We start from the raw sequence: 23,056 nt of genomic DNA on the forward strand, positions 1-23,056 counted from the left end.
TTATCACGGTGTCACGTATACTTAAGCGGATTTATAAAAAGGAGGTATCAATATGAATAAAAAGATTACATTGTTTCAATTAATTGCAATTAGTATCGCCTTCTATGGAAGTATTAGAAATATTCCTACTGTGGCTAGTGTTGGTTGGTATGGAATTTTTTATATGCTTGCTGCTGCTATTTTTTTCGCTATTCCAATCTCTCTTGTTGCTGCAGAACTTGCTACAGGGTGGCCAGAGGAGGGTGGCCCTCAAGTTTGGGTAAAAGAAGCTCTCGGTGAAAAATGGGCCTTTGTTACTGCTTGGTTATTATGGGTTCAAATGTTCTTTGGTATGGTTATGGTTTCAACTGCATTTGCATCTATGATTCCTTATGTTATTAGTAAACCTGAACTTGCTAATAATAATGTTTTTATTGTAGTTACTGTTATCATTACCTATTGGTTTATAACACTTTTAAACTTTAAAGCACAATTTGGTAAATGGATTAGTACTTGGGGAGCTGTTATTGGAATATATATCCCCGCTATTTTGCTTATTGTTTTAGGTCTTTGGTATTCTTTTAAAATAGGTAATGTTAACCTAGGACCTCTAAACTGGGAAACTGCTATTCCAAATCTTGATTCTTTAGACAAACTTTCATTCTTTGCTGGTGTTATATTTATTTTTGCTGGATTAGAAATTGCTTCTGTTCATGCTAATGATATTGATAATCCTAAAAGAAATTATCCTATAGCTGTTTTTATTACAATATTTCTAATGGTTATATTTAATTTAATTGCATCTTTAACTGAGGCAAATGCTATACCTTCTAATCAAATTGATTTAGCTATCATCACACAACCATTTGAAATATATTTCAATGCACTTGGTATTCCTTGGGCAACAAATGTAATTGCTCTTATGATTGCTTTGGGAGTTTTTGCTCAATTAAATGCATGGGTTTTAGGACCATCAAAAGCAATGATAAAAGTTGCTGATGCTGGTTTATTACCTCCTATTTTTCAAAAAAGAAATAAAGATGATATTCCCGTTACATTTATTTTAATACAAGCAGCTGTAATAACGCTAGTTACACTTCTTTATATAGTCGTTCCCGCTATTAATACAGGATTTATAATTATATTAATGTTAACTACTGTTCTTTATTGTATCGTTTATATATTTATATTAATAGCTGAAGTTATTCTAAGATATAAAAAACCTGATGTTGTTAGATCTGTTCCAGTTCCTGGTGGTAAACCTGGAATGTGGATAACTGTTACTTTAGGTATGATTGGTGTTATTTTAACAATTATTGTTAGTATTATTCCATCTAGTGATATCCCTGAAAATCTTCATAGTGCATCTTTGTTTATACAAATTATTGGAGTTTTACTTCTTTTTATAGCTCCATTAATTATATACAAATTTAAAAAAGAATCTTGGAAAAAACAAACTAAACAAGGAGTTGATGAGTGATTATGAAAAATACTGGAGTAAATTTAAATGCACTTTTTTTAGGTCCTAAATCTGAAAATGAGGATTTCTTTTTAAAAGAACTTGTTAGATTATTTGAAGATCATGCTCAGTGGAGAAAAAATTATCAACCAGGTGATGAAGAGGTTATTAAAACTTCTTTTAAAAATTGTGAAACATTTATTGACACATCAGAAAAATGTGAAGAGGTTTTAAAAGAATTATCTAGACGTTTGAGAGCTGGAGCCACTCCATGGCATTCTCCAAGATATTTAGGACATATGAACTCTGAAACTTTAATGCCTGGATTACTAGGATATTTTGGTGCTATGCTTTATAATTTAAATAATGTTGCCTATGAATCATCACAACCAACTTCCATAATGGAGGATGAAGTTGGTGCTGATTTATGTAAATTATTAGGATTTGACCCTGTTAAAGGTTGGGGACATATTTGTTGTGATGGTTCTATTGCTAACTTTGAAGGAATTTGGTATGCTAGAAATTTAAAATCATTACCTTTAGCAATGAAAGAAGTCGCTCCTGAGCTTGTTCAAGGAAAAGATGATTGGGCTTTAATGAATATGCCTATTGATCAAATTATAGATTTGATTGAAAATCATGAGAACAAATGGGAAATTTTAAAAGCACATTCAGCTAGAGCAGCATCAAAAGAGTTACCTCATTTAGGTAAATGGATTGTTCCTGAAACAAAGCACTATTCATGGTTAAAAGCCGCAGATGTTTTGGGTATTGGTACAGATAATATTGTAGCTATTGAACTTAATAACAATTATCGAATGGATGTTGAAAAATTAAAAGTCACAATAGATAAGCTTGTAGCTGAAAAAACTCCAATTTTAGGTGTTGTAGCAGTAGTTGGTACAACTGAAGAGGGAGCAGTAGATTATATAGATAAAATTGTTGCTCTTAAAGAGGAATACTCTAAAAAAGGAATTAATTTCTATTTCCATGTAGATGCAGCTTATGGTGGTTATGCTAGATCTATATTTTTAGATGAGGATTATAATTTTATTGAAAAATCAATGCTAAAAGAAAAATATAAAGAATACGATGTATTCTACAACGAAAATATAAACTGGCCAAGTGACGATATCTATAACGCTTTTAAAGCTATGAGTCAAGCTGATAGTATAACTATTGACCCACATAAAATGGGATATATTCCTTATGCTGCTGGTGGAATTGTAATAAAAGATAGAAGAATGAGAAACTCTATATCATATTTTGCTAGCTATGTATTTGAAAAAGGAGTCGAAATTCCAGCTTTACTTGGAGCCTTCATAATGGAAGGATCTAAGGCAGGAGCAACTGCTGCTGCTGTATGGGCAGCACATAGAATTCTACCATTAAATATAGCTGGTTATGGAAAATTAATGGGTGCAAGTGTTGAAGGAGCTTTTAATCTTTATGATTACTTAAAGGCTAAGGATTCTATTAAAGTTGGTGATAAAGTTATAAGAGTAGAACCATTAACATCTCCAGATTTTAATATGGTTGACTTTATATTTAATGTTGAGGGAAATAAATCATTAGAATCTTTAAATAAATTAAATCACGATTTATATGATTTATCTTCTGTTATGACTCCTAATTTATATGCTAATGAATTTGTAACATCACACACTGATTTTAATATAAACGATTATGCTAATAGCCCACTAGATGTTTTACAAAGATTAGATATACCTAAAGAAGAATGGTTTAAAGTTAATGATTTAACTCTATTAAGAGCTTGTGTACTATCTCCATTTTTAAATAATCCAGAAACTTTTAAAACTTATATTGAAAAAGTTGAGGAATCAATTATAAAAAAATTAACACTTATAATTAAATAAAACTAAAAATCCCAAGAGTTAAATTCTCTCGGGATTTTTTTCTTATCCTATACCTCCGTATAAAACTCCTAATATCAGAATTATTAAAACTCCAGGCACGAATATATATTTTCCTATTTTTACAATATACTTTCCTACTTTATGCTTTGCTCCTAAGTCAATCTCATACTCTATAGATTTTGAATCTATTCCATAAAAATAGAATCCTAAAATTATAATAGCTCCAAGAGGTATTAAATAGATTGTCATTATATCTGCAAAAGTTCCAAATAGATTCATATCTAAATCTAAAGGTAATCCTATTAAAAATAAAATTCCTCCAACTATCACACTAGCTTTTACTCTAGAGATATTAAACTTCTCCATAGCTGCTTCCACAGGAACCTCTAACTGGTTTATTGCAGAAGAGATAGCTGCAAATATTACACTTAAAAAGAATATTACTCCTAAAATTCTTCCCCCAGCCATATTGTTAAATACAGATGGTAATGTTATAAACAGTAAACTTGGTCCAGCTCCTGGTCCATAACCAAAAGCAAAAGCTGCTGGTATAATTATAAATCCAGCCATCAGTGCTGCTAAAGTATCTAAAATACATGTTTGAACAACACTTACAGATATATTTACATCTTTATCTAAATAGCTACCATAAACTAAAAGTGCTGATCCACTTACTCCCACTGTGAAAAACGCTTGTCCTAAAGCCATAACCCAAGTTATTGGATTTAAAAGTTTATCCCAATCTGGATTTAATAAAAACTTAACTCCCTCCATAGCTCCTGGAAGACTTAAAGATTTTATCATAAGTCCAAAGAATATTATAAACATAAGTGGCATTACAATTTTATTTATCTTTTCAATTCCCTTTATAACTCCAAGTGAAATTACTCCAACACTTAAAACTACAGCTATAAAATGCCAGAATATAGATTCTGTATTTCCAGTAAAACTTCCAAAATATTGCTCATAATTTAAAGTACTCATATCCACCATTAAATATGTCACAAAATATTTTATTATCCATCCAAAAACTATTACATAAAATGTAAATATTCCTGCTACAGAAACTATTGGAACAATAGGTAAAAACTTAGCAAAAGGCACTTTCTTTTTTTCCATAAGTTTTCTAACACCTAAAACTCCCTTTTTCATCATTCTTCCAAATGATATCTCTCCAACTAACCCTATATAAGCAAATAAAGCCATAAATATAAAATATGGTATTAAAAATGCTGCTCCACCATAAGTTCCTAACTTCCAAGAGAAAAGCCAAATATTTCCAAGTCCTATGGCTGCTCCTACACATGATAAAATAAATCCGATTCTGTTACTAAACTTTTCTCTTTTGTCGTTCACTTTACTACACCTCCTAAATTTTGTAAAAAAAAATTCCACAGAAATATATCTGTGGAATAAATGTTTTCTCAATTTAATCTATCAGATACAATCTTTTTTAGTTTTTGACCAAGCTAAAATAAGTTTGTATCCTGCATTCTCAGGTTACAAACTAACTATGGCCACCACCAAAATAAAACTGTTTCTGTTAAAGATGTATTAATTTTTAAGATATCTAATTGTTTTTTCATTTAATACACCTCCCTAAGAATAATTATTTTGAGTTATTGTAGCATTATAAAATAAAAAAAACAAGGATTTTTTTATTTTTGTGATATAACTATATGTAGATATTATTTTTTTAAGTGAGGTAACTATGGAAAAAATTAACTGTAATCAATTTCAATTATTAAACTACTACAAAAAAAATAGAGAGCTTTATCGTAAATTGGGAAAAAGATTAGAACGTTTTTTAAAGCAGTCCTTTGAAAAAGAAAAAATTATCTATCATTCAATTACTAGTAGAGCTAAAACTAGAGAAAGTTTTCAAAAAAAAATAGAGCGTAAAGGCTATTCATGTGTTGAAGAAGCTACTGATCTATGTGGACTTAGAGTTATTACATTCTTAGAAAGTGAAACTAAAATTGTTGAACATTTTTTAAGACATACATTTATAATCGATGAAAGTAATAGCGTTGATAAAAGTGACACTTTAGGAGAGGATAAAGTAGGATATAAATCTATACATTTAGTTGCAACTCTTCCCAAAAGTCTTTTAGAACTTCCTGAATTTGAAAGATTTGAAGGATTAAAATTTGAAATTCAAGTTAGAACAATACTACAGCATGCTTGGGCTGAAGTAGAGCATGATAAAAACTATAAATTTAGTGGACAACTTCCAACAGATATAAAAAGAAGATTTAAACTTTTAGCTGGATTTTTAGAGATTGCAGACAGAGAGTTTGAAAGTATTTCAAAAGAGATAACAGAGTACGAAAAGAAAGTTGTAAATACTATTGAAGGAAATACTTTACATGAGATTGAGATAAACTCTACATCTTTAAGAAAATATCTAAATAAAAAATTCAATATTACATTCTCTCAAGGTATTAGTCCAAAAATTATTGCTCTTTTACATAGTAACAATATAAACACCTTAGAAGATTTCTCTAAAATAGAGGAACTAGAAATTATGAAAAAATACTTTGGAAATGGTAGTAAAAAATTTCCAGCTCGTTATGACCTAATGATTAAAAATCTTTTAGACTATAGAGAAAAACAATTATAGATTCAAAACAGGAATTGCCTTCTTACTTTTGTATATTTTAGAAATGAAATTTACAAAATAAGGAGGTTTTTTTATGGGCATTTTAAATAATGAAAGCTGTTTGAAAATGAAAGAAAAAGAGTACCATAAAACTATTGAACCATTAAAGTTAAAACTTGCTGAGCTTCAAAGAGTTGGTAAAGAGAAAAAGATTCCTATTTTAATTATTTTCGAAGGTCTTGAAGCTTCAGGAAAAGGGGCTATTATAAATGAAATCCTTGTAACTTTAGATCCTAGAGGATATCGTGTTATTAACCATAATCACCCTTTAGCAGAAAACAACCTTCCTTTAAAACAATATTTAGAGGATATTCCTGGACAAGGAGAATTTCATATTTTTGATAAATCTTGGTATGACTTAGCTTTTCAAGAGGAAAATGATATTACTAGAAGATGTAAAGAGATAAATAAAATTGAACGTTCTCTTCTTAGAAGTGGAATGTTAATTATTAAATTTTTTATTCATGTTTCTAAAAAAATTCAGAAAAAAAGATATTTTAAAGCTAAAAAAAATCCAGCTAAATCGTGGAAAGTAACTCCATATGCATGGAAACAAAATTTTAACTATAAATCTATTATTGAAAGTTGGGAAGATATTATCGAACGAACTAATAACTATGATTGTGGTTGGAATATTATCTCTTCAAATAGTTTATATGGAGCAAAATCTGAAATTTTTAGAATAATTGTTGAAAAAATAGAAAGTTATTTAAATCAAAAAGAAGTGCGACCTGCCGATGTACTACTTCCTTATAAAAAGCCATACTCTTTAGATGATGTTGATTTATCTAAAACTATTGATAAAAAAGAGTATAAAAAAGAGTTAGTAAAATTACAAAATAAAATTTCAGACCTTCATCATGAACTATATACTAGACGTATTCCTGTTATAATAGCTTATGAAGGTTGGGATGCTGCTGGAAAGGGTGGAAACATTAAAAGAGTTGTTGAAAAGATGGATCCTCGTGGTTATGACGTTATACCAATTGCAGCCCCTAATGATGTTGAAAAGAGTAAACATTATCTTTGGAGATTTTGGAGATCTTTCCCACGATATGGACATGTAGCTATCTTTGATAGAACATGGTATGGTAGAGTTCTTGTGGAAAGAGTTGAAAAATTCGCCACTAAGTACGAGTGGAAAAGAGCTTATCAAGAGATTACAGATATGGAAACTCAGTGGGTAAATAACGGCTCTATTATTATTAAATTTTGGTTACAGATATCTAAAGAGGAACAATTAAAAAGATTTAAAGAAAGAGAAAATACTCCTTCTAAAAAATGGAAAATAACTGAGGAGGACTGGAGAAATCGTGAAAAGTGGAAGGATTATAAAGAAGCTATTGAAGAGATGATTTCTAGAACTTCTACTACTTCTTGCCCTTGGTATATAGTTCCAGCTAATGACAAATATTACGCTAGAATTTTTGTTTTAAAAAAGATTATAAAAGAGATTGAAAAATGTCTATATGGTGTTTAATTTAATAGAAAATCCCCTTTTGGTTTATAACCAGAAGGGGATTTTTTTATTTATATGAGCAACAGTAATCTGCATAGTCATTAACTACAACTTTAAATGATGAATCTCCCTCTACAGAAAAACTTTCTCCCTCTTTTATCTTAATAAAACCAGAGTCTTGAGCTCTTTTAATTAGCATCTCTCCTCCAAGAACTTCCATTACTTCTGGAGCTGCTGTTCCAAACTCATACTCACCCTTTTGCATAAATCCCAAAGTTTTTCTACTTCCATCTTCAAATATAATTGTTCTACTATCTACCCTTCCATCAAAATATACATTTGCCTTTTTTATAACCTTTACATTTTTAAACTCCACTTTCTCTCCCCCTTACATTTTTCTAGCTTTAGCCACACAACCTCTAATCGCTTCTATAACACTACTTCTCATTCCTCTTTCTTCTAAAATACTTACAGCTTCTATTGTTGTTCCCTCTGGAGAACAAACCATATCTTTTAAAGCTCCTGGATGCATACCTGTTTCTAAAACCATCTTAGCACTTCCTAAAACTGCTTGAGCCGCAAACTTATATGCCATATCTCTTGGCATTCCCTCCATTACTGCTCCATCTGCTAAAGCCTCTATAAACATATAAACATATGCTGGGGAACTTCCACTAACACCTACTACAGCATCCATCATATACTCAGCTACAACTTCAGCTTTTCCTATAGAGTTTAAAAGAGTACAAATATACTCTAACTCCTCTTTAGTAACTTTTTTATTTGCACAAACTGCTGTCATTCCCTCACAAACCATAGCTGGAGTATTTGGCATTGTTCTAACAATTTTAATCTCTTTTCCAAAAGCTACCTCTAAATTTTTTAAAGTTTGCCCTGGAGCTATCGTTACTACAGTTGTAGTTGCTTTTACAAATGGTGATATCTCTTTAATCACTTCACTATAAAACTGTGGTTTTACAGCTAAAAATATCACATCACACTTTTCTACAACCTCTTTATTATCCTCAGTTATATTTATTCCATAGTTTGTTTTTACTTTTTCTAAAGTTGGTAAAAACTTATCTGAAGCAAATACATCCTCTTTTTTTACAATCCCTGAAGAGATTATCCCTTTAATTATCGCTCCAGACATATTTCCTGCCCCTATAAATCCTATTCTCACTACATCCTCCTTTTTAACTAATTAAAATTTTGCTCTGTTCTATCTATTATCTCATCTTGTAAAGCCTTACTTAGATTTCTAAAGTGATCACTATATCCAGCAACACGAACTATTAAATCCTTATATTCATCTGGATTTTGCTGAGCCTTTAAAAGTGTCTCTTTATCTATTACATTAAATTGTATATGATGTCCATCCATATTGAAATATGTTTTTACAACATCTGCCATATGATTTAATCCCTCTTCACCCTTAACTACATTTGGAAGAAATTTTTGATTTAACAGTGTTCCACCAGTTTTTAGATGATCCATTTTTGCTGCTGATTTTAAAACTGCTGTTGGCCCATAGATATCTGCTCCCTTTTCTGGAGAAATTCCCTCTGAAACTGGTTTATGAGCTAATCTTCCATTTGCACTTGCCATCATAACTTCACCAAAATATACATGACATGTTGTTGGTAACATATTTATAGCATATCTTCCACCTTTCATATTAGGTCTATCTGTTACAACTGAGTTATAATATTCAAACACTGATTTCATTATATCATCTGCGTAATCATTGTCGTTTCCATATTTTGGAGTTTTATTTTTTACTAAATTTAGTATTCTTGTACTACCTTCAAAGTTACTATCTAAAGCATTCATTAACTCTTGCATCGTAAAGTTCTTTTCATCGTAAACATTATATTTTATAGCTGCTAGAGAATCAGTTATTGTTCCAATTCCTACTCCTTGAACATATGTTGTGTTATAACGAGCTCCTCCAGCATTATAATCTTTTCCTCTAGAGATACAATCATTTGTTATAACTGATAAAAATGGAACTGGCATATATTTAGCATAGATTGTTTCTATTATATTACTTCCCTCTATTTTAATATCCATAAAATACTTTATCTGTTTTTTATAAGCTTCAAATAGTTCCTCATAACTTTTAAAATCCTCTGCATGACCCAATTTCAATCCTAGCTGCTTCTCACTAATTTTATCATAACCATTATTTAAAGTTAACTCTAAAATTTTTGGTAGATTGAAATATCCTGTTAATATATATGCTTCATTTCCAAAAGCTCCAGTTTCTACACATCCACTTGCTCCACCTCTTCTAGCATCAGCTAAAGTTTTACCAGCGTTTAATAACTCTTGAACTATAGCTTCTGTATTGTAAAAAGCTGGTTGTCCCCATCCTTTACGTGATATTGCACAAGCTTCTTTTAAAAATTTAATAGGTGTTTTTCTACTGATTTGAACATTTGAACTTGGTTGTAAAAGTTTCATCTCATCCATGCATTTTAAAATCAAGTAACTTACATCGTTAACCCCATCTTGCCCATCAGGAGTTATTCCACCTGTATTTATATTGGCAAAATCTGTATATGTACTGCTCTCTTTTAAAGTTATTCCAACTTTTGGAGGTGCTGGCTGATTATTAAACTTAACCCATAAATTCTCTAAAAGTTCTAGTCCTCTCTCCTCATTTAAAACTCCATCTTCACAATCTTTTATATAAAATCCATTTAAATGTTGATCTAATCTTCCTGGACTAAATGCATCCCATGGATTTAACTCTGTAGTCACGCCAATATGAACAAACCAATACATTTGAATAGCTTGCCAATAAGTTTTTGGTTTATGAGCTGGTACAACTTCACAATTTTTTGCAATTTGTAAAAGCTCCTCTTTTCTAACTGGATTCTCTTCAGCTTTTGCCAACTTATGAGCTAACTCTGCATAACGTTTTCCTAAAGCTATAATTGCATCACAACAGATACTCATTGCATTTAGTTCTTGTTTTTTATCTAAAGCTTCCTTATCATTTAAGAAATCCAATTTTTCAATAGTCTTTTGAATCTTTTTCTTATAATCTAAAAATCCATATTTATATATATTTTCAGAACCTACAGTATGTCCAGGACCTCTTTGCTCCATAAACTCTGTAAAAATTCCACTTTCATAGCACTCTTTCCACTCTTTCCCCATAGAGTTTATAATCTTATTTCTAATAGATCTTTTTTCCCAGTATGGAATAATTTCCTCTGCTTGAATTTTCAAATCCTCTTCTGTAACTTTAAAAGATATTAAGTCTCTATCATTCATTACATGCATATCCTCTAAAGTATGGCAACAAAGTTCTGGAAAAGTTGGAGCTGCTTGTGGGCCATCACCTTTTTCTCCTACAATCAATTCACCTTCATTTATACAAATAGATTTGTTTTCCATAAAATGTTTAAAAGCAAGAGCTCTTAACTCTGGAATAGAAACCTCACCTTCATATTTTTTATACGCTTCTGTTATCAATTTAGCTCTTTCAATATAAATATGTGCTGGTGTTTCTACACTTTGCTCTCTTAATTTTTGAATTCTTTCATTCATCCCTCTTTTTTTCATTTTATCTACCCTCCTATTTTAACATCTGAAAATCCATTTTTTCTAAAGATATCTAAATACTTTTCTAGCTCTTCCTGTGAAGGTGTAACAAAATCTTCTCCTAAATAACTTAAATCTAATTTTTCATATTTATTTGTTCCTGCTTTATGATAAGGAAGTAAATTTATTTTTTTTACCTGAACATTCTCTTTTAAAAACTTTACAATATCTTTAATACTTTCCTGGCTACTATTCACTCCACCAATTAAAGGTATTCTTATATATATGTTTTTTCCACACTCACTTAAATATTTTAAATTTGAAAGTATTAACTCATTTCCTTTTCCCATATATTTTTTATGAACCTCATTGTCCATTGTTTTTATATCGTATAAGAATGTATCCACATAATCTATTAAAGCTTCATAATTTTTTTGTGGAGCATAACCACATGTATCAATTGTAATATGATAACCTCTTTTTTTTATCTTTTTTAATAACTCAACTAAATAACCTATATCTTGTGTCATTATCTCTCCACCTGAAAGAGTGACTCCCCCTCCTGATTCCTCATAAAACATTTTATCTTTATCAATCTCTTTTAAAAGCTCCTCTATTGGATATTGCTTTCCCACAATCTCTCTAGCTTCATTAATACAATAATCTAAACATGTTTCACACAATATACAATTTTCTCTTTCTGTTTTAGCTATATTCTCTTCAACTTTTATAACATGCTCTGGACAAATTTTTTCACACTCTTTGCAACCTTTACATCTTTCATAATTAAAAAGTAACTCTGGTGTATATCTTTGACTCTCTGGGTTATGACACCACCAACAGTTTAATAGACACCCTTTAAAAAATATTGTAGTTCTTATTCCATCCCCATCATGAAGAGAGTATTTCTGTATATTTATTACATAGGGTATTGCCATCTTCTTCACTTCCTTTAAAATATTAATAGTAGTTTAAATAGATAGTTTGCTGCAACTCCTGCTATAAGTCCTCCTAAAAGTTGCCATAAAATACATATTTTTATAAAATGATTATGCTTTAATGTATCTAGCATTCCCACATGTGTACTTAAAAATCCACTCCAACAAATTCCCATTCCTGTAAACACTGCAATTGTATTTGCATTAGCTAAACCTTTATCTATAAATCCTTTAGTTAATCCCATGGCACTTCCCACAGCTCCCAATGCTGTAAATGGATAAGCCAATAACTCTGGTTCTCCAAATCCCCATAACATTTTTGCTACAGGTGTAAAGTATGATCCTAATCTTGGTAATAATTGAACTCCCTCATAAGCTGCTCCCACATATGTTCCGTTTTCTCCTTGAGGCCCAAATGTTAAAATCATAACAAATGTACAAATTAAAACTGTTCCTGAAGCACATGCAAGTCCTAATGTCACTCCTGATTTAGCTCCATCCATCATAGATGCTAAAAGTCTCTCAAAAGCACTTCCAGCTCTAATCTTTCTAAGGTCTCCCTCCTCCTTAGTATCTATTTTTTCACTGCTTGATTCATTGTAATATTTTTTAGCATATCTAAGAACCATTCTAACTGAGAATATTCCTCCAATAACAGCTCCTATATTTCCTATTAGTACAGCTTTTATATACTCACTTCCTAAACTTAACATATAAGCCGTTACAATAAGTCCCATTCCAAAAGTTGTTCCTAAGTTTGTATAAGTAACTTTTTCAGCTTTTGTAAAATATTTACTAAATCCTCTATCTTCTGCAAGTCCTAAAATAGCTGGATTGTCTGATATATATGTTGTTACAGCTCCTAAAGCTGCTGCTCCTGGTAATCCAAAAAGTGGCCTCATAAGTGGCGATATTATTTTATTAATTAAAGCGACAATTCCAAACTCTGACATTATTGAAGCTACTGCTCCCGCTAAAATAGCTACAGCCATAATATAAAATGATGTATTCATCAAAACATCATGCCCTGTTTTCATCATAACACTGAAAACCTTATCAATTCCCATAACACTGCCTAGATAAATAAAAAGAGTTACAAATACTGTTAAAACTACAAAAGTTTCTTTTGAAACTGAGGCGACTTCTCTTTCAACGCTCTCTTTTTCAGGTACTTCCTTCAATACATTTTCATCTGTTAACTTTTGTTCTGTCATTTCCATTTTAATACCTCCCTTTTATTTTTTGAACGTATTATTCATATTGTGCCTATTATAATCCTTAATTTTATTTTTTTCAACTAATTTTTTCATTTTTGTGAATTTTTATATACTTATAAAAAGTCAAAACCTGTTTTGAACATAAATTCAAGGCTTACAAAGCCTTTTCTGTTCATATATATGAAATTTTATATTCTGTTTAAAAAAAATTCTAGAATTTTATCGGTTTTTATGATAATTTAAACTATATGATATTTTATAATAAAAGGGGGTTTTAATGAGTAAGTATTCTACTAACATTGGTTCTTTAATAAAAGAACTTCGTAAAAAAAAAGAGATGACTTTAAAAGATTTGAGTAGTGCCAGTAATCTATCTGTTGGATTTTTATCACAATTAGAAAGAGGAATGACTAGTATTGCTATTGATTCTTTAGAGATTATTGCTCACTCTTTAGACGTTGAATTAGAATTTTTCTTTGACTTTAATAAAAAGAGAGTAGAAGGCAATCAAATAGTAAGAAGTTATAATAGAGATGCTATAGCTATTACTGATAAAATTATTCAACATAATTTAAGTTCAGACACAAAATCTTATAATCTATATCCTAGATTAATTGATATTATGCCATTTACAGATAATGGTTCATATAATTTACAACTATATTCACATGAAGGTGAAGAGTTTATCTTTGTTTTAGAGGGGGTTTTAACTTTAAATATTGAAGATGAAGAGTTTACACTTTATCCTGGAGATAGTACTACATTTAACTCTACTAAACCACATAACTGGAAAAATGAAACAAACTGCATAACTAAAATTATATGCGTACATAACCCAAATCCATTTAAAGAGATTTAAAAAATACTACTAAATTAAAAAGAGAGAGGATTATTTCATAACCCTCTCTCTAGCTTTTATAAATTTTTTATTACAATATAAACATCTACTACTTAATTCACCTTCATCTTCAAACTGCTCTGAAAAATCACTATTTGGAACTCGCTTTCCACATATTTTACAAAACTCATTGCGTCCCTCTCTCTGTTCAAAAATCAACTCTATATTTCTAGCTATATTTTTAAAAATCTCTTGAATCCTTTTAAAACTAAAGAAATTTAACATTTTTATCACCTCATAATTATTATAATCATTTTACAAAAAATAAACAACATTCCTTTAATTTTATTAAAGTTTTAAAGGATTTTCATTTTTTTTCAGAACATACAGATGTAAATATCTTTATCGGGAGGATTTTCAATTATGAAAAAAGTTGTTATTCTATTAAAAAATGGCAATGACCTAGATCTTATTTTTAAAAGCTATCTTCATTTAAAAACTCATTTTGGCTTTGACATTGTTCCAATGTATATTCGAGACATTGCCTACAAAATTCCAATTAGTGAAACTGTTTTAAACTCAGGTGGTGCTGCTGAAATTTTAAACGAAATGGAAGATGATTTTGTTGCTCAAGTAAACACAGCCTTAAAAAAATACAAAATTGAAACTGAGCTTATAGTTCAATCTGAAGTTGGAGTAGATGAAGTTAAAACTCTTCTAAAAACTGCTGACTTACTTATGCTAGAGCAAAGCGTATATTTAAACGATCTATTTTTAGAGTTATTAAAAATTGCTTACAGACCTATTATTATTTTAAGAAATAAGCCATTAACTTTTGAAAACATCTCAATTGTTTCCAATGATGGAGTTAAAATTAATAAAAGTGTTTATAACTTTTTAACTCTTTTCCCTAACCTTGACACAGATAGTATTCCAATACTTACATGGAATTGTAATTATGAAAAACACTATCTAGTTGATCTTCTAAAAAATAAAGGTCTCTCTGCAGATGTTATAAACTTTAATTCTAAAGATGATACATTAAAGGATTTTTATTTTGCTTTAGGAAAGTCTAATTTAGTTATTATGGGAAATCTAAGTCGTTCTTTTTTCTTTGAAAAAATAACTAATAGAACTGGACTAAATCTTTTAGAAAATCTAAACACATCTATCTTTATAGGATAGATTATTAAAATAGTCCAATAAAAAAATGGTGTAACTATTTCAGCTACACCATTTTTTATTTATGCCTCCACTTCTCTTTTAACCTTTATAGCTTCAACTATTTCATCATAATATTCACCATTTAATCTATAATATTTTTTATAGATTACATACCCAAATATTGAAAGTAAAATTGGGAAGACTATCATTAAATATTTTATTCCCATTATAGCTGATCCACTTTGAGCTACATTTGGAACATATCCAACTAGTGATAATCCCATTCCAATTAACCAACCACTTACAGCTGATGCAGATTTTACAAGTAGTGTTTGAACTGAGAAAATTACACTTTCATTTCTACTTCCAAATTTAAACTCACCATAATCAACAACATCTGCCAACATAACTGTTGAAATTCCTAAAGTTAATCCCCCACCTAACTTTGCTACTATTCCAGCTAAAGCTATTAAAGTTCCATTTGTTGGTGCTATGTTTCCAAAAAGGAATAGCATTAAAAATCCAACTACAGGAAGTGCACACGCTAAGAAAAACACCTTTTTTCTTCCTAGCTTTCTTGATAAAATTGGAAACATCATTAAAGATCCTATCTCAGCTAAACCAGAAAATCCAGTGAATACTGAAAATAGCGTCTCTACACCAATTACATATTTGAAATAATATATTGCTACCCCACCTGAAATTTGAGCCATTAAGTTATACATTAAAACTGTTCCTATTAACGCTACTAGTTGATCATTTTTCAAAATTAATCTAAAAGCTTCTTTTAAATTTATCTTTTCACTATTTTTCTTAGTTTTTATTTGCTCTTTTACATTTGTTACCATTAGTAAAGTTGTTAAAATAAATACTCCTGCAATTCCAAGTGATAGTAATGAGAATCCCCTTCCCTCATTTCCTTTTCCTAAAAATGCTATTAGTGGCAACCCTAAACTTCCAAGTGATAACCAAGCTAAACTTGCAAATATTCTAGGTACTACTGCTATCTCCTCTCTTTCTTTTTTATCATCAGAAAGAGCTGGTATCATAGACCAAAATGGTATATCCATAACTGTATAAGTCATCCCCCACAAAATATACATAATAGATATATAAATATATAAACTTTTTCCACTAAATGCCTCTGGTTTAGTAAACATTCCAACTACTGTAATAGCATTTAAAAGAGTTCCAATTAAAATCCAAGGTCTAAATTTCCCCCACTTACTTCTAGTATTATCTACAATCATCCCCATAGCTGGGTCGTTTATTGCATCCCACATTCTAGCTACTAAAAATAGTGTTCCTACAAATGCCGGCGCTAAACCTAAAACATCTGTAAAGTAATACATTAAAAATATATAAACTATTGCACAAGCATAATCTTTTCCTAAAGCACCTAAACCGTATGATAATTTTGTTTTTAAACTAACCATTATACTCCTCCCGTGAGTTTTTATTTAATCTCTTTTAATTTAAAAATTTTGCTTTTAAAATCTTGAGTTTCTGAATCTTTTGAAAAATATCTCTCTGGTTGTGGAAATACAATTCCAACACTCATAAGTTCATCTCCATAAGCTTCAAATGCATCATTTACTAAATATTTTTTCTCAGAATCTAAACCTTTTAGTATCACTTTTTTATTATATCCTGGATTTGGTTCAGCTAAAATTGTAAAATGTCCAACTAAAACCTCATCTTTTTCTTTATTTACAACCATCCAAGCTGCTGTATTGCCTTCAAAAGGACTTTCTAATCTATAAAAATCTCCAAATTGTATAAGTTTTCTATTACTTTTATAAAAATTCAAATACTGCTTTACCTCTTCCTCCATTTTAGTATCAAAGTCTAAAAGATTCAATTCATATCCAAAGTTTCCAAAAGTCGCTACATCATTTCTTGTTTTTAAACTAGTCTTTCTCGCTGTTTGATGATTTGGTATATCTGATACATGAGCTCCCATTGATATTAAAGGATAAGCCAACGATGTTCCATGTTGAATATTAAGTCTTACTATTGCATCTGTATCATCACTAGTCCAAACTTGTGGCATATAGTGTAACATTCCTGCATCAAATCTTCCCCCTCCTGATGCACATGATTCAAATAGTATATGTGGAAACTTAGTTGTTAATGTCTCTAAGATTTCATATAATCCAAGTATGTACTTGTGCGGTAAATCTTGATATGTTATCTCTGTCATATTTCTATTCATATCCCATTTTACATAACTTATTGGTGCTTCTGAAAATCTTTCAGATAAAATATTTACTATATAATCTCTAACCTCCTCTTTTGAAAGGTCTAATATATATTGATTTCTTCCCATTGATAATCTTCTATTTTTAACTCCTAAAATCCAATCTGGATGCTCCTCATATAACCTACTATTTTTACTAATCATCTCTGGCTCAAACCAAAGTCCAAATTTAATCCCCTCTTTTACTACTTTTTCTCCTAATCCTTTTACTCCATTTGGCAGTTTTTCTAAATTTGGAAACCAATCTCCTAAAGATGTTTTATCATCATTTCTTTTTCCAAACCAACCGTCATCTAAAACAAAAAGTTCAAATCCTAACTCTTTTGCTTTTCCTGCCATAGCTACAATTTTCTCCTCATTAAAGTCAAAATATGTCGCTTCCCAGTTATTAACTAAAATTGGTCTTTCTTTATCTCTCCACTCCCCTCTTGCAACTCTCTCACGGAAAAGTTTATGGAAAGTTTGGCTTAAATCGTTCATACCTTTATCACTATAAACAATTATTGCTTCTGGAGTTTGAAAGCTATCTCCTCCATTCAATTCCCATTTAAAATCAAATGGATTAATCCCCATTGTAACTCTTGTTGCATCAAAATGGTCAACTTCTACATGTGCTAAAAAGTTTCCTGAATAAACTAAAGCAAATCCTATACTTTCCCCCATATTTTCAGTTGTTTCAGGTCTTTTTAAAATTATAAATGGATTTTGGTGAGCACTGCTCGCTCCTCTTGTACTGTCAATATACTGACATCCAACTTCAAGCTTTCTATTTTTTATAAATCTTTCTCTTGCCCAAGCTCCTGAAAGATGTATCATCTCATAGTTATAATCTGGAAGATCTAGTGCAAAACTCATAGCCCTATGGATATTTACACTCTCTTTTCCACAATTTTCAAATCTTGCATTTCTAGTTATCACATCTCTATTTTTATAAATCGTATATGTTAAAAATAGTTTACAATTTAAAATAGCATCTACTAACTCTATCTCTAAAGTTTCTCCCTCCTCCTCACTTTCCATATAAGTTGAAGGTAATCCTTTTAATTTTTCTTTTCCTTTATATACTCTATAACCTTTATATACAAACTCAGTTACTCTACTACCATCATTGCTCTCTATTTGAAAAGCTGGTTTTCTAAAATCTGTCGTTCCATATGATGGATATTCTTGTTTATAATACTCTAACGAAAATCCAGGATCCTCTTCATGATGAGCTATTATTCCTATACCTACTTCTGGTTGATTGAAAAAATGAGAAAAACTTTCTCTATGTTTTATTTTTTTACCAAAGTATAAATTACCTAACTGTCCATTTTTCATGACATTAAATATATAACTCATATTTAAACTTTGTAAATGAAACTCCTTTTTCTCCTCGTTTATATATATCATCTTTCCTCCTAGTTAGTCTAAATAGCTCTCTTTTATATACTCTTTTAGTCCTTTTATCAAAGTTGTTTTTATAAAAGTAACTTTTTGTTTTTCTCCTTTATCATTTTGAAGTAGTTCCACTGCTGTTTTAGCTAAATTATTTATATCTGGAGCTACTGACATAAGTCCTAAAGGAATTGTATTTCTTAAATTATCAAACCCTATAATTGGAATATTCTCTTTTCCATTTTCTTTTAAAACATTATTTACACAGTAACTCATATTATCATTGGCACAAAATACTCCATCAAACTCTATATTTTTTTCCAATAGATTCATAATTATCTCTGTAGCTTTTTCATCAGAATAGTTACCGTTATAAATCATTGGAGTCATTCCAAATTTTTTCATAGCTTCTATGTATCCTTTTTCTCTTTCTTTTCCAGAAAGTTTACATCTATCTCCTGAAATGTGAATCACTCTTTTTTTACCTAAATTTATAAGATGTTCGGTAGCTTCTTTAGCTCCATTAAAATCTTCTGTATTTATATAATAAACTTCCTTATTTTCACAATTTGGATTTGAAAGATAATCAACTAATACTATTGGTGAGTGTTGTTTTATTATCTTTTGAATATTTTCATCCCCCTCTTTAAATCCTATAAATATTCCTCCAATAATATCTCTATTTACATATAAAGACTCCACTTTAGAAAAGTTATTATCATTTATTACATCAACTAGTAATTGATAATCCAATTTTAATGCCTCTTTTAAAACTCTATTTATAAAATCTAAGTAATAACCAAAAGATAATCCATTATCTAATATTTTACTTTTATCATTATTATCACCATAAATAAAAAGTCCAATTGTTCTGCTCTTTTTTCCAGCTAAAACCTGAGCACTTGTATTTGGAATATATCCCAACTCATCTATAATCTTTAAAATTTTTTCTCTTGTTTCTGAAGGAACATTTGAGTAGTTATTTATAACTCTTGAAACTGTGCTTCTTGAAACTCCAGCTATTTGGGCTACCTTCGTGCTATTTATCTTCACATTTTTTCTCCTTCTTGTTTTATGAACGCGTGTTTATTATATTTATAAAACGATTATATTGTATTTAGAACATTTTTACAAGATTTTTTATTTATATATTATCTCACTTATTTAACTTAGGTAAATTAAGTATTCTTTTTTTTATTTTTATTTAATAGAGGATTCTGTAGTTTTTTTTGTAAATCTATTATAGTTATATTTAATTAATGAGGTGGGGTTACTATGGAAAATGTTTCAAAATTTAATAGGAAAAAAATTATTGAATATTTTAAAATTGCAGCTGAATTAACCATTTTTTTAGTTGCTATATTTTTTATACACAAGGAGCTAAAAAAATATAATCTTCATGATTTAAAATCTTCAATTGAAGCTATACCATTTTGGGCAATAACTTTAATTATTTTTTTTGTTTGTTTAGATTATCTTATTCTAACTTGTTTTGATGTCTTAGCATTTAAAAATGAAAACTACAGTCTTCCTAGAAAAAATATAAGTTTTGTTTCTTTTATTAGTTTTGCTTTTGCTAACTCTATTGGTCTTTCTGGTCTAACTGCATCTGGACTTAGATTAAACCTGTACTCCCTTCTAGGAGTTCCATATAAAACAATTATGAATGTAGTTATCTTTTGCTATACAACCTTCTGGCTAGGTTTACTTTGGATTGGTGGTGTTTTTTTAACACTTCTTCCTATATCTTTAGTGCAGATAAAGTTACCTATAAAACTACCTATGGATACAACAGTTCCCATTGGAATAATACTTTTAATTGGAGCTACTATTTTTACAGGAGTAATTATAAAAAAGCACAAAAATACCAATACAATTTTAATAAATAGAATTTTAATAGCTCTTGCTGATTGGGTTTCTTTAAGTTTTGTATTGTATTTTGCACTACCTCCACATAATAGAATTGATTTCTTTCATTTTTTAGCTATTTTTATCATTGCACAAATCTTAGGTTTTTTAAGCAATGTCCCTGGAGGAATTGGAGTTTTCGATCTGATTTTCCTAACGTTATTAGGAGGAGCTTACTCATCAGACAAAATTATTGGAGCTCTTTTAGTATATAGAATAGCTTATTTTTTTATACCGCTACTTGTAGCTTTTACTATTTTCACAATTTATCATCTTTTTATTAGAAAAGATAACACTAAAATTACAGAGATGGAAAAAATTGTTTTTTCACAATTTCCTAATTTTTTAAGTATAATCATAACTTTATCTGGAATTATACTTATTTTTTCTGGATTTTTTCCGTTCCCCTCTAGCTTAATAACAAAAATTGAAGTTGTATTTCCATTTTTAAATTTAGAAACTTCTCATTTTATTGGAGCAGCTATAGGAACTACTCTGTTATTTTTAGCTTACTATATTGAAAAACGATTTGAACTTGCTTATTTTATATCTCTGTTTTTTTTAGGATGTTCTATTGTTCTATCTATTGTAAAAGAGTTTCATCTATTCTTTACAATTTTTTTAACTCTAAGTTTCATAGGAACAATTCCTACTAAAGATTATTTTTATAGAAAAAATAGTTTTTTCTCTGAAAAACCATCTTTTAAAAAACTTTCTACTATAATACTAGTTATTTTAATTGGAGTGTACCTTGGAATTTTTTCATATAAAGAAACTGAATTTTTTTCAAAAATATCTTGGAGTTTTTCAAATACACTTTTAGGAATTTTCTTTGCATTTGCTATATTAATCATCTTAAATGTTATTAGTGAAAAGAGAAAATCTTCTGTTGAAGAAAAAAATACTGAAACTCTCCCAGAAGAAAACTCTCCAACAGATAAAGATTTAAGAAATTGTATTAGTCTTTCTAGTACAACTGATGCATATCTGTCTCTTTTAGGTGATAAAGAGATAATCTTTGATGATAGTAAAAACTCTTTTATTATGTTTGGAAAAAGTGGTCACTCATTTGTGGCTATGGGAGATCCCGTTGGAGATGAAAAAACTTTTGGAAGCTGTATTTGGAAGTTTTATAATCACTGTAAAGCTAATAAAAAAGAGACTGTTTTCTATGAAATCAATAAAAATTATCTAAATTATTACTTAGATGTTGGACTTAGTTTTTTAAAAATTGGTGAGTTTGCTCAAGTTCATTTAGAAAATTTTACTCTCGATGGAAGTGATGCTAAACCTCTTAGACATGCTTTTAATAGAGTTGAAAAAGAGGGGTATACTTTTGAAGTTATTCCAGTTGAAAAAGTTCCTGAAATTTTAGATGATTTAGAGAGCATCTCTAATGAATGGTTACAAGATAAAAATGCAAAAGAAAAAGGATTTTCTCTTGGAAAATTTACAAAAGAATATCTTTTAAATTTTCCTGTAGGAGTTATAAAAAAAGACAATAAAATTTTAGCTTTTGGAAATATTTTAGAAACAAATAACAAAGAAGAGATCTCTCTTGATTTAATGAGATATAGAAACGAAGCTGTTCATGGAACTATGGATTACTTTTTTATCTGTGTTATAAATTACGGAAAAGAGAATGGATTTAAAAAATTTAATTTAGGAATGGCTCCTTTAGCTGGTATTGAGGATAATACAGCTTCCTTTTGGAATAAAATTGAGCGTGCTATTTTTTCTCATGGAGAGCATTTTTATAACTTTAAAGGACTTCGTAGTTTTAAAGATAAATTTAATCCTCAGTGGGAACCAAGATACATAGCTTATTCAGGACCTTTTAACTTGCCAAATATATTAAAGGATGTTACTCTTTTAATATCTGGTGGTATTCGAGGACTTATTTCTAAAAAATAAAATAATTTAAGGAGGCTTTATGAAAAAAATAATTTTATCTATGCTTTTATTACTTTTGGGGTTAGGCACTACTTCCTTTGCTAACACTCCATCTTATAATGATGTTGAAGGTTATTACGAAACAGTTTCTCTTTCTGAAGTTATGGATATTCTAAATAAAAACAAAGGTACTCTTTTAGATGTCCGAAACAATGATGAAGTTGAAAAAACTGGTTTAGTTAAAGGAGCCAAACATATCCCTCTTCCTGAGCTAGAAAAACGTTTACCTGAGCTTAATAAAGATGAGACATATATAACTTTCTGTGTTAGTGGAAATCGTTCTAAAAAAGCTGCTGAAATTTTAAAGAAAAATGGATTTAAAAATGTTTATAACTCAAAAGAAGGTATGAGTACTTGGCCTTACAAAGATATGGTTGAACCTGTTAAAAAATAAACAAATAAAAATCTGA

The 23,056-nt window shown here is 29.6% G+C and carries 18 protein-coding genes; 8 read left to right on the forward strand and 10 right to left on the reverse strand.

Annotated features, from left to right (window positions below):
- Positions 1–52 precede the first annotated feature (52 nt).
- A complete protein-coding gene (gene tyrP / locus H5J23_RS12290; RefSeq protein WP_221892832.1) occupies positions 53–1,459 on the forward strand; it encodes a tyrosine-tyramine antiporter in 1,407 nt (468 codons plus the stop codon).
- Positions 1,460–1,461: 2 nt separating this feature from the next.
- Positions 1,462–3,315, forward strand: coding sequence for a pyridoxal-dependent decarboxylase (locus H5J23_RS12295; protein ID WP_185892844.1), 1,854 nt, complete (start codon positions 1,462–1,464; stop codon positions 3,313–3,315).
- A gap of 42 nt (positions 3,316–3,357) precedes the next feature.
- On the opposite strand, the gene H5J23_RS12300 is transcribed toward H5J23_RS12295, so the two are convergent.
- Positions 3,358–4,671 carry a sodium-dependent transporter gene (locus tag H5J23_RS12300; protein ID WP_185892550.1) on the reverse strand — a complete coding sequence of 438 codons (1,314 nt, stop codon included), beginning with the start codon at positions 4,669–4,671 and terminating at the stop codon, positions 3,358–3,360.
- Between the two features lie 355 nt (positions 4,672–5,026).
- Between H5J23_RS12300 and H5J23_RS12305 the strand changes: the two genes are divergently transcribed.
- Positions 5,027–5,938, forward strand: a complete 912-nt coding sequence (locus H5J23_RS12305; RefSeq protein ID WP_185892551.1) for a GTP pyrophosphokinase family protein — start codon at positions 5,027–5,029, stop codon at positions 5,936–5,938.
- Between the two features lie 73 nt (positions 5,939–6,011).
- Positions 6,012–7,457 carry a phosphate--AMP phosphotransferase gene (locus H5J23_RS12310; RefSeq protein ID WP_221892834.1) on the forward strand — a complete coding sequence of 482 codons (1,446 nt, stop codon included), beginning with the start codon at positions 6,012–6,014 and terminating at the stop codon, positions 7,455–7,457.
- A gap of 46 nt (positions 7,458–7,503) precedes the next feature.
- Here the strand turns inward: H5J23_RS12310 and H5J23_RS12315 are convergent, their stop codons facing one another.
- Genes H5J23_RS12315 through H5J23_RS12335 form a run of 5 tightly spaced genes read right to left on the reverse strand, consistent with a single transcriptional unit; the run spans position 7,504 to position 13,149 of the window.
- Entirely contained in the window at positions 7,504–7,812 is a 309-nt protein-coding gene (locus H5J23_RS12315) for a pyrimidine/purine nucleoside phosphorylase (RefSeq protein WP_023051300.1), read from the reverse strand.
- Between the two features lie 12 nt (positions 7,813–7,824).
- Positions 7,825–8,619: a pyrroline-5-carboxylate reductase gene (proC, locus tag H5J23_RS12320; protein ID WP_185892552.1), complete on the reverse strand. Its 795-nt coding sequence runs from the start codon at positions 8,617–8,619 to the stop codon at positions 7,825–7,827.
- Between the two features lie 17 nt (positions 8,620–8,636).
- Positions 8,637–11,012, reverse strand: coding sequence for a trans-4-hydroxy-L-proline dehydratase (gene hypD / locus H5J23_RS12325; protein WP_185892554.1), 2,376 nt, complete (start codon positions 11,010–11,012; stop codon positions 8,637–8,639).
- Between the two features lie 5 nt (positions 11,013–11,017).
- On the reverse strand, positions 11,018–11,929 hold the full coding sequence (locus H5J23_RS12330; RefSeq protein ID WP_023051297.1) for a trans-4-hydroxy-L-proline dehydratase activase: 912 nt from the start codon (positions 11,927–11,929) through the stop codon (positions 11,018–11,020).
- A gap of 14 nt (positions 11,930–11,943) precedes the next feature.
- Positions 11,944–13,149, reverse strand: coding sequence for a hypothetical protein (locus H5J23_RS12335; RefSeq protein WP_023051296.1), 1,206 nt, complete (start codon positions 13,147–13,149; stop codon positions 11,944–11,946).
- Between the two features lie 274 nt (positions 13,150–13,423).
- On the opposite strand from H5J23_RS12335, the gene H5J23_RS12340 reads away from it, so the two are divergent.
- Positions 13,424–14,005 carry a helix-turn-helix domain-containing protein gene (locus tag H5J23_RS12340; RefSeq protein ID WP_023051295.1) on the forward strand — a complete coding sequence of 194 codons (582 nt, stop codon included), beginning with the start codon at positions 13,424–13,426 and terminating at the stop codon, positions 14,003–14,005.
- 30 nt (positions 14,006–14,035) lie between these two features.
- Here the strand turns inward: H5J23_RS12340 and H5J23_RS12345 are convergent, their stop codons facing one another.
- Positions 14,036–14,269 carry a hypothetical protein gene (locus tag H5J23_RS12345; protein ID WP_023051294.1) on the reverse strand — a complete coding sequence of 78 codons (234 nt, stop codon included), beginning with the start codon at positions 14,267–14,269 and terminating at the stop codon, positions 14,036–14,038.
- 138 nt (positions 14,270–14,407) lie between these two features.
- Between H5J23_RS12345 and H5J23_RS12350 the strand changes: the two genes are divergently transcribed.
- Entirely contained in the window at positions 14,408–15,169 is a 762-nt protein-coding gene (locus tag H5J23_RS12350; protein ID WP_023051293.1) for a hypothetical protein, read from the forward strand.
- A gap of 59 nt (positions 15,170–15,228) precedes the next feature.
- Here the strand turns inward: H5J23_RS12350 and melB are convergent, their stop codons facing one another.
- The 3 genes from melB to H5J23_RS12365 are packed head-to-tail and all read right to left on the reverse strand — an operon-like array spanning position 15,229 to position 19,838.
- Positions 15,229–16,584, reverse strand: a complete 1,356-nt coding sequence (melB, locus tag H5J23_RS12355; protein ID WP_023051292.1) for a melibiose:sodium transporter MelB — start codon at positions 16,582–16,584, stop codon at positions 15,229–15,231.
- Between the two features lie 20 nt (positions 16,585–16,604).
- The gene (locus H5J23_RS12360) at positions 16,605–18,800 is read right to left on the reverse strand and encodes an alpha-galactosidase (RefSeq protein WP_185892555.1); all 2,196 of its coding nucleotides are present in this window, start codon (positions 18,798–18,800) and stop codon (positions 16,605–16,607) included.
- Positions 18,801–18,812: 12 nt separating this feature from the next.
- Positions 18,813–19,838: a LacI family DNA-binding transcriptional regulator gene (locus tag H5J23_RS12365; protein ID WP_185892557.1), complete on the reverse strand. Its 1,026-nt coding sequence runs from the start codon at positions 19,836–19,838 to the stop codon at positions 18,813–18,815.
- A 222-nt stretch (positions 19,839–20,060) separates the two neighbouring features.
- Between H5J23_RS12365 and mprF the strand changes: the two genes are divergently transcribed.
- Together mprF and H5J23_RS12375 are read left to right on the forward strand one after the other, a co-directional pair.
- Positions 20,061–22,607, forward strand: a complete 2,547-nt coding sequence (mprF, locus tag H5J23_RS12370; RefSeq protein WP_185892559.1) for a bifunctional lysylphosphatidylglycerol flippase/synthetase MprF — start codon at positions 20,061–20,063, stop codon at positions 22,605–22,607.
- Between the two features lie 19 nt (positions 22,608–22,626).
- Entirely contained in the window at positions 22,627–23,040 is a 414-nt protein-coding gene (locus tag H5J23_RS12375) for a rhodanese-like domain-containing protein (RefSeq protein WP_023051288.1), read from the forward strand.
- Positions 23,041–23,056: the final 16 nt, after the last annotated feature.

The organism is Cetobacterium sp. 2G large (genome assembly GCF_014250655.1).
Taxonomy (GTDB): domain Bacteria; phylum Fusobacteriota; class Fusobacteriia; order Fusobacteriales; family Fusobacteriaceae; genus Cetobacterium_A; species Cetobacterium_A somerae.

What these genes read in the sequence shown, in the direction of transcription:
- H5J23_RS12335 (WP_023051296.1), bottom strand. Translation starts at nt 13,149, where the DNA reads ATGGAAATGACAGAACAAAAGTTAACAGATGAAAATGTATTGAAGGAA.
- H5J23_RS12350 (WP_023051293.1), top strand. Translation starts at nt 14,408, where the DNA reads ATGAAAAAAGTTGTTATTCTATTAAAAAATGGCAATGACCTAGATCTT.
- H5J23_RS12295 (WP_185892844.1), top strand. Translation starts at nt 1,462, where the DNA reads ATGAAAAATACTGGAGTAAATTTAAATGCACTTTTTTTAGGTCCTAAA.
- H5J23_RS12345 (WP_023051294.1), bottom strand. Translation starts at nt 14,269, where the DNA reads ATGTTAAATTTCTTTAGTTTTAAAAGGATTCAAGAGATTTTTAAAAAT.
- H5J23_RS12310 (WP_221892834.1), top strand. Translation starts at nt 6,012, where the DNA reads ATGGGCATTTTAAATAATGAAAGCTGTTTGAAAATGAAAGAAAAAGAG.
- melB (WP_023051292.1), bottom strand. Translation starts at nt 16,584, where the DNA reads ATGGTTAGTTTAAAAACAAAATTATCATACGGTTTAGGTGCTTTAGGA.
- tyrP (WP_221892832.1), top strand. Translation starts at nt 53, where the DNA reads ATGAATAAAAAGATTACATTGTTTCAATTAATTGCAATTAGTATCGCC.
- H5J23_RS12305 (WP_185892551.1), top strand. Translation starts at nt 5,027, where the DNA reads ATGGAAAAAATTAACTGTAATCAATTTCAATTATTAAACTACTACAAA.
- H5J23_RS12360 (WP_185892555.1), bottom strand. Translation starts at nt 18,800, where the DNA reads ATGATATATATAAACGAGGAGAAAAAGGAGTTTCATTTACAAAGTTTA.
- H5J23_RS12375 (WP_023051288.1), top strand. Translation starts at nt 22,627, where the DNA reads ATGAAAAAAATAATTTTATCTATGCTTTTATTACTTTTGGGGTTAGGC.
- H5J23_RS12330 (WP_023051297.1), bottom strand. Translation starts at nt 11,929, where the DNA reads ATGGCAATACCCTATGTAATAAATATACAGAAATACTCTCTTCATGAT.
- mprF (WP_185892559.1), top strand. Translation starts at nt 20,061, where the DNA reads ATGGAAAATGTTTCAAAATTTAATAGGAAAAAAATTATTGAATATTTT.
- hypD (WP_185892554.1), bottom strand. Translation starts at nt 11,012, where the DNA reads ATGAAAAAAAGAGGGATGAATGAAAGAATTCAAAAATTAAGAGAGCAA.
- H5J23_RS12340 (WP_023051295.1), top strand. Translation starts at nt 13,424, where the DNA reads ATGAGTAAGTATTCTACTAACATTGGTTCTTTAATAAAAGAACTTCGT.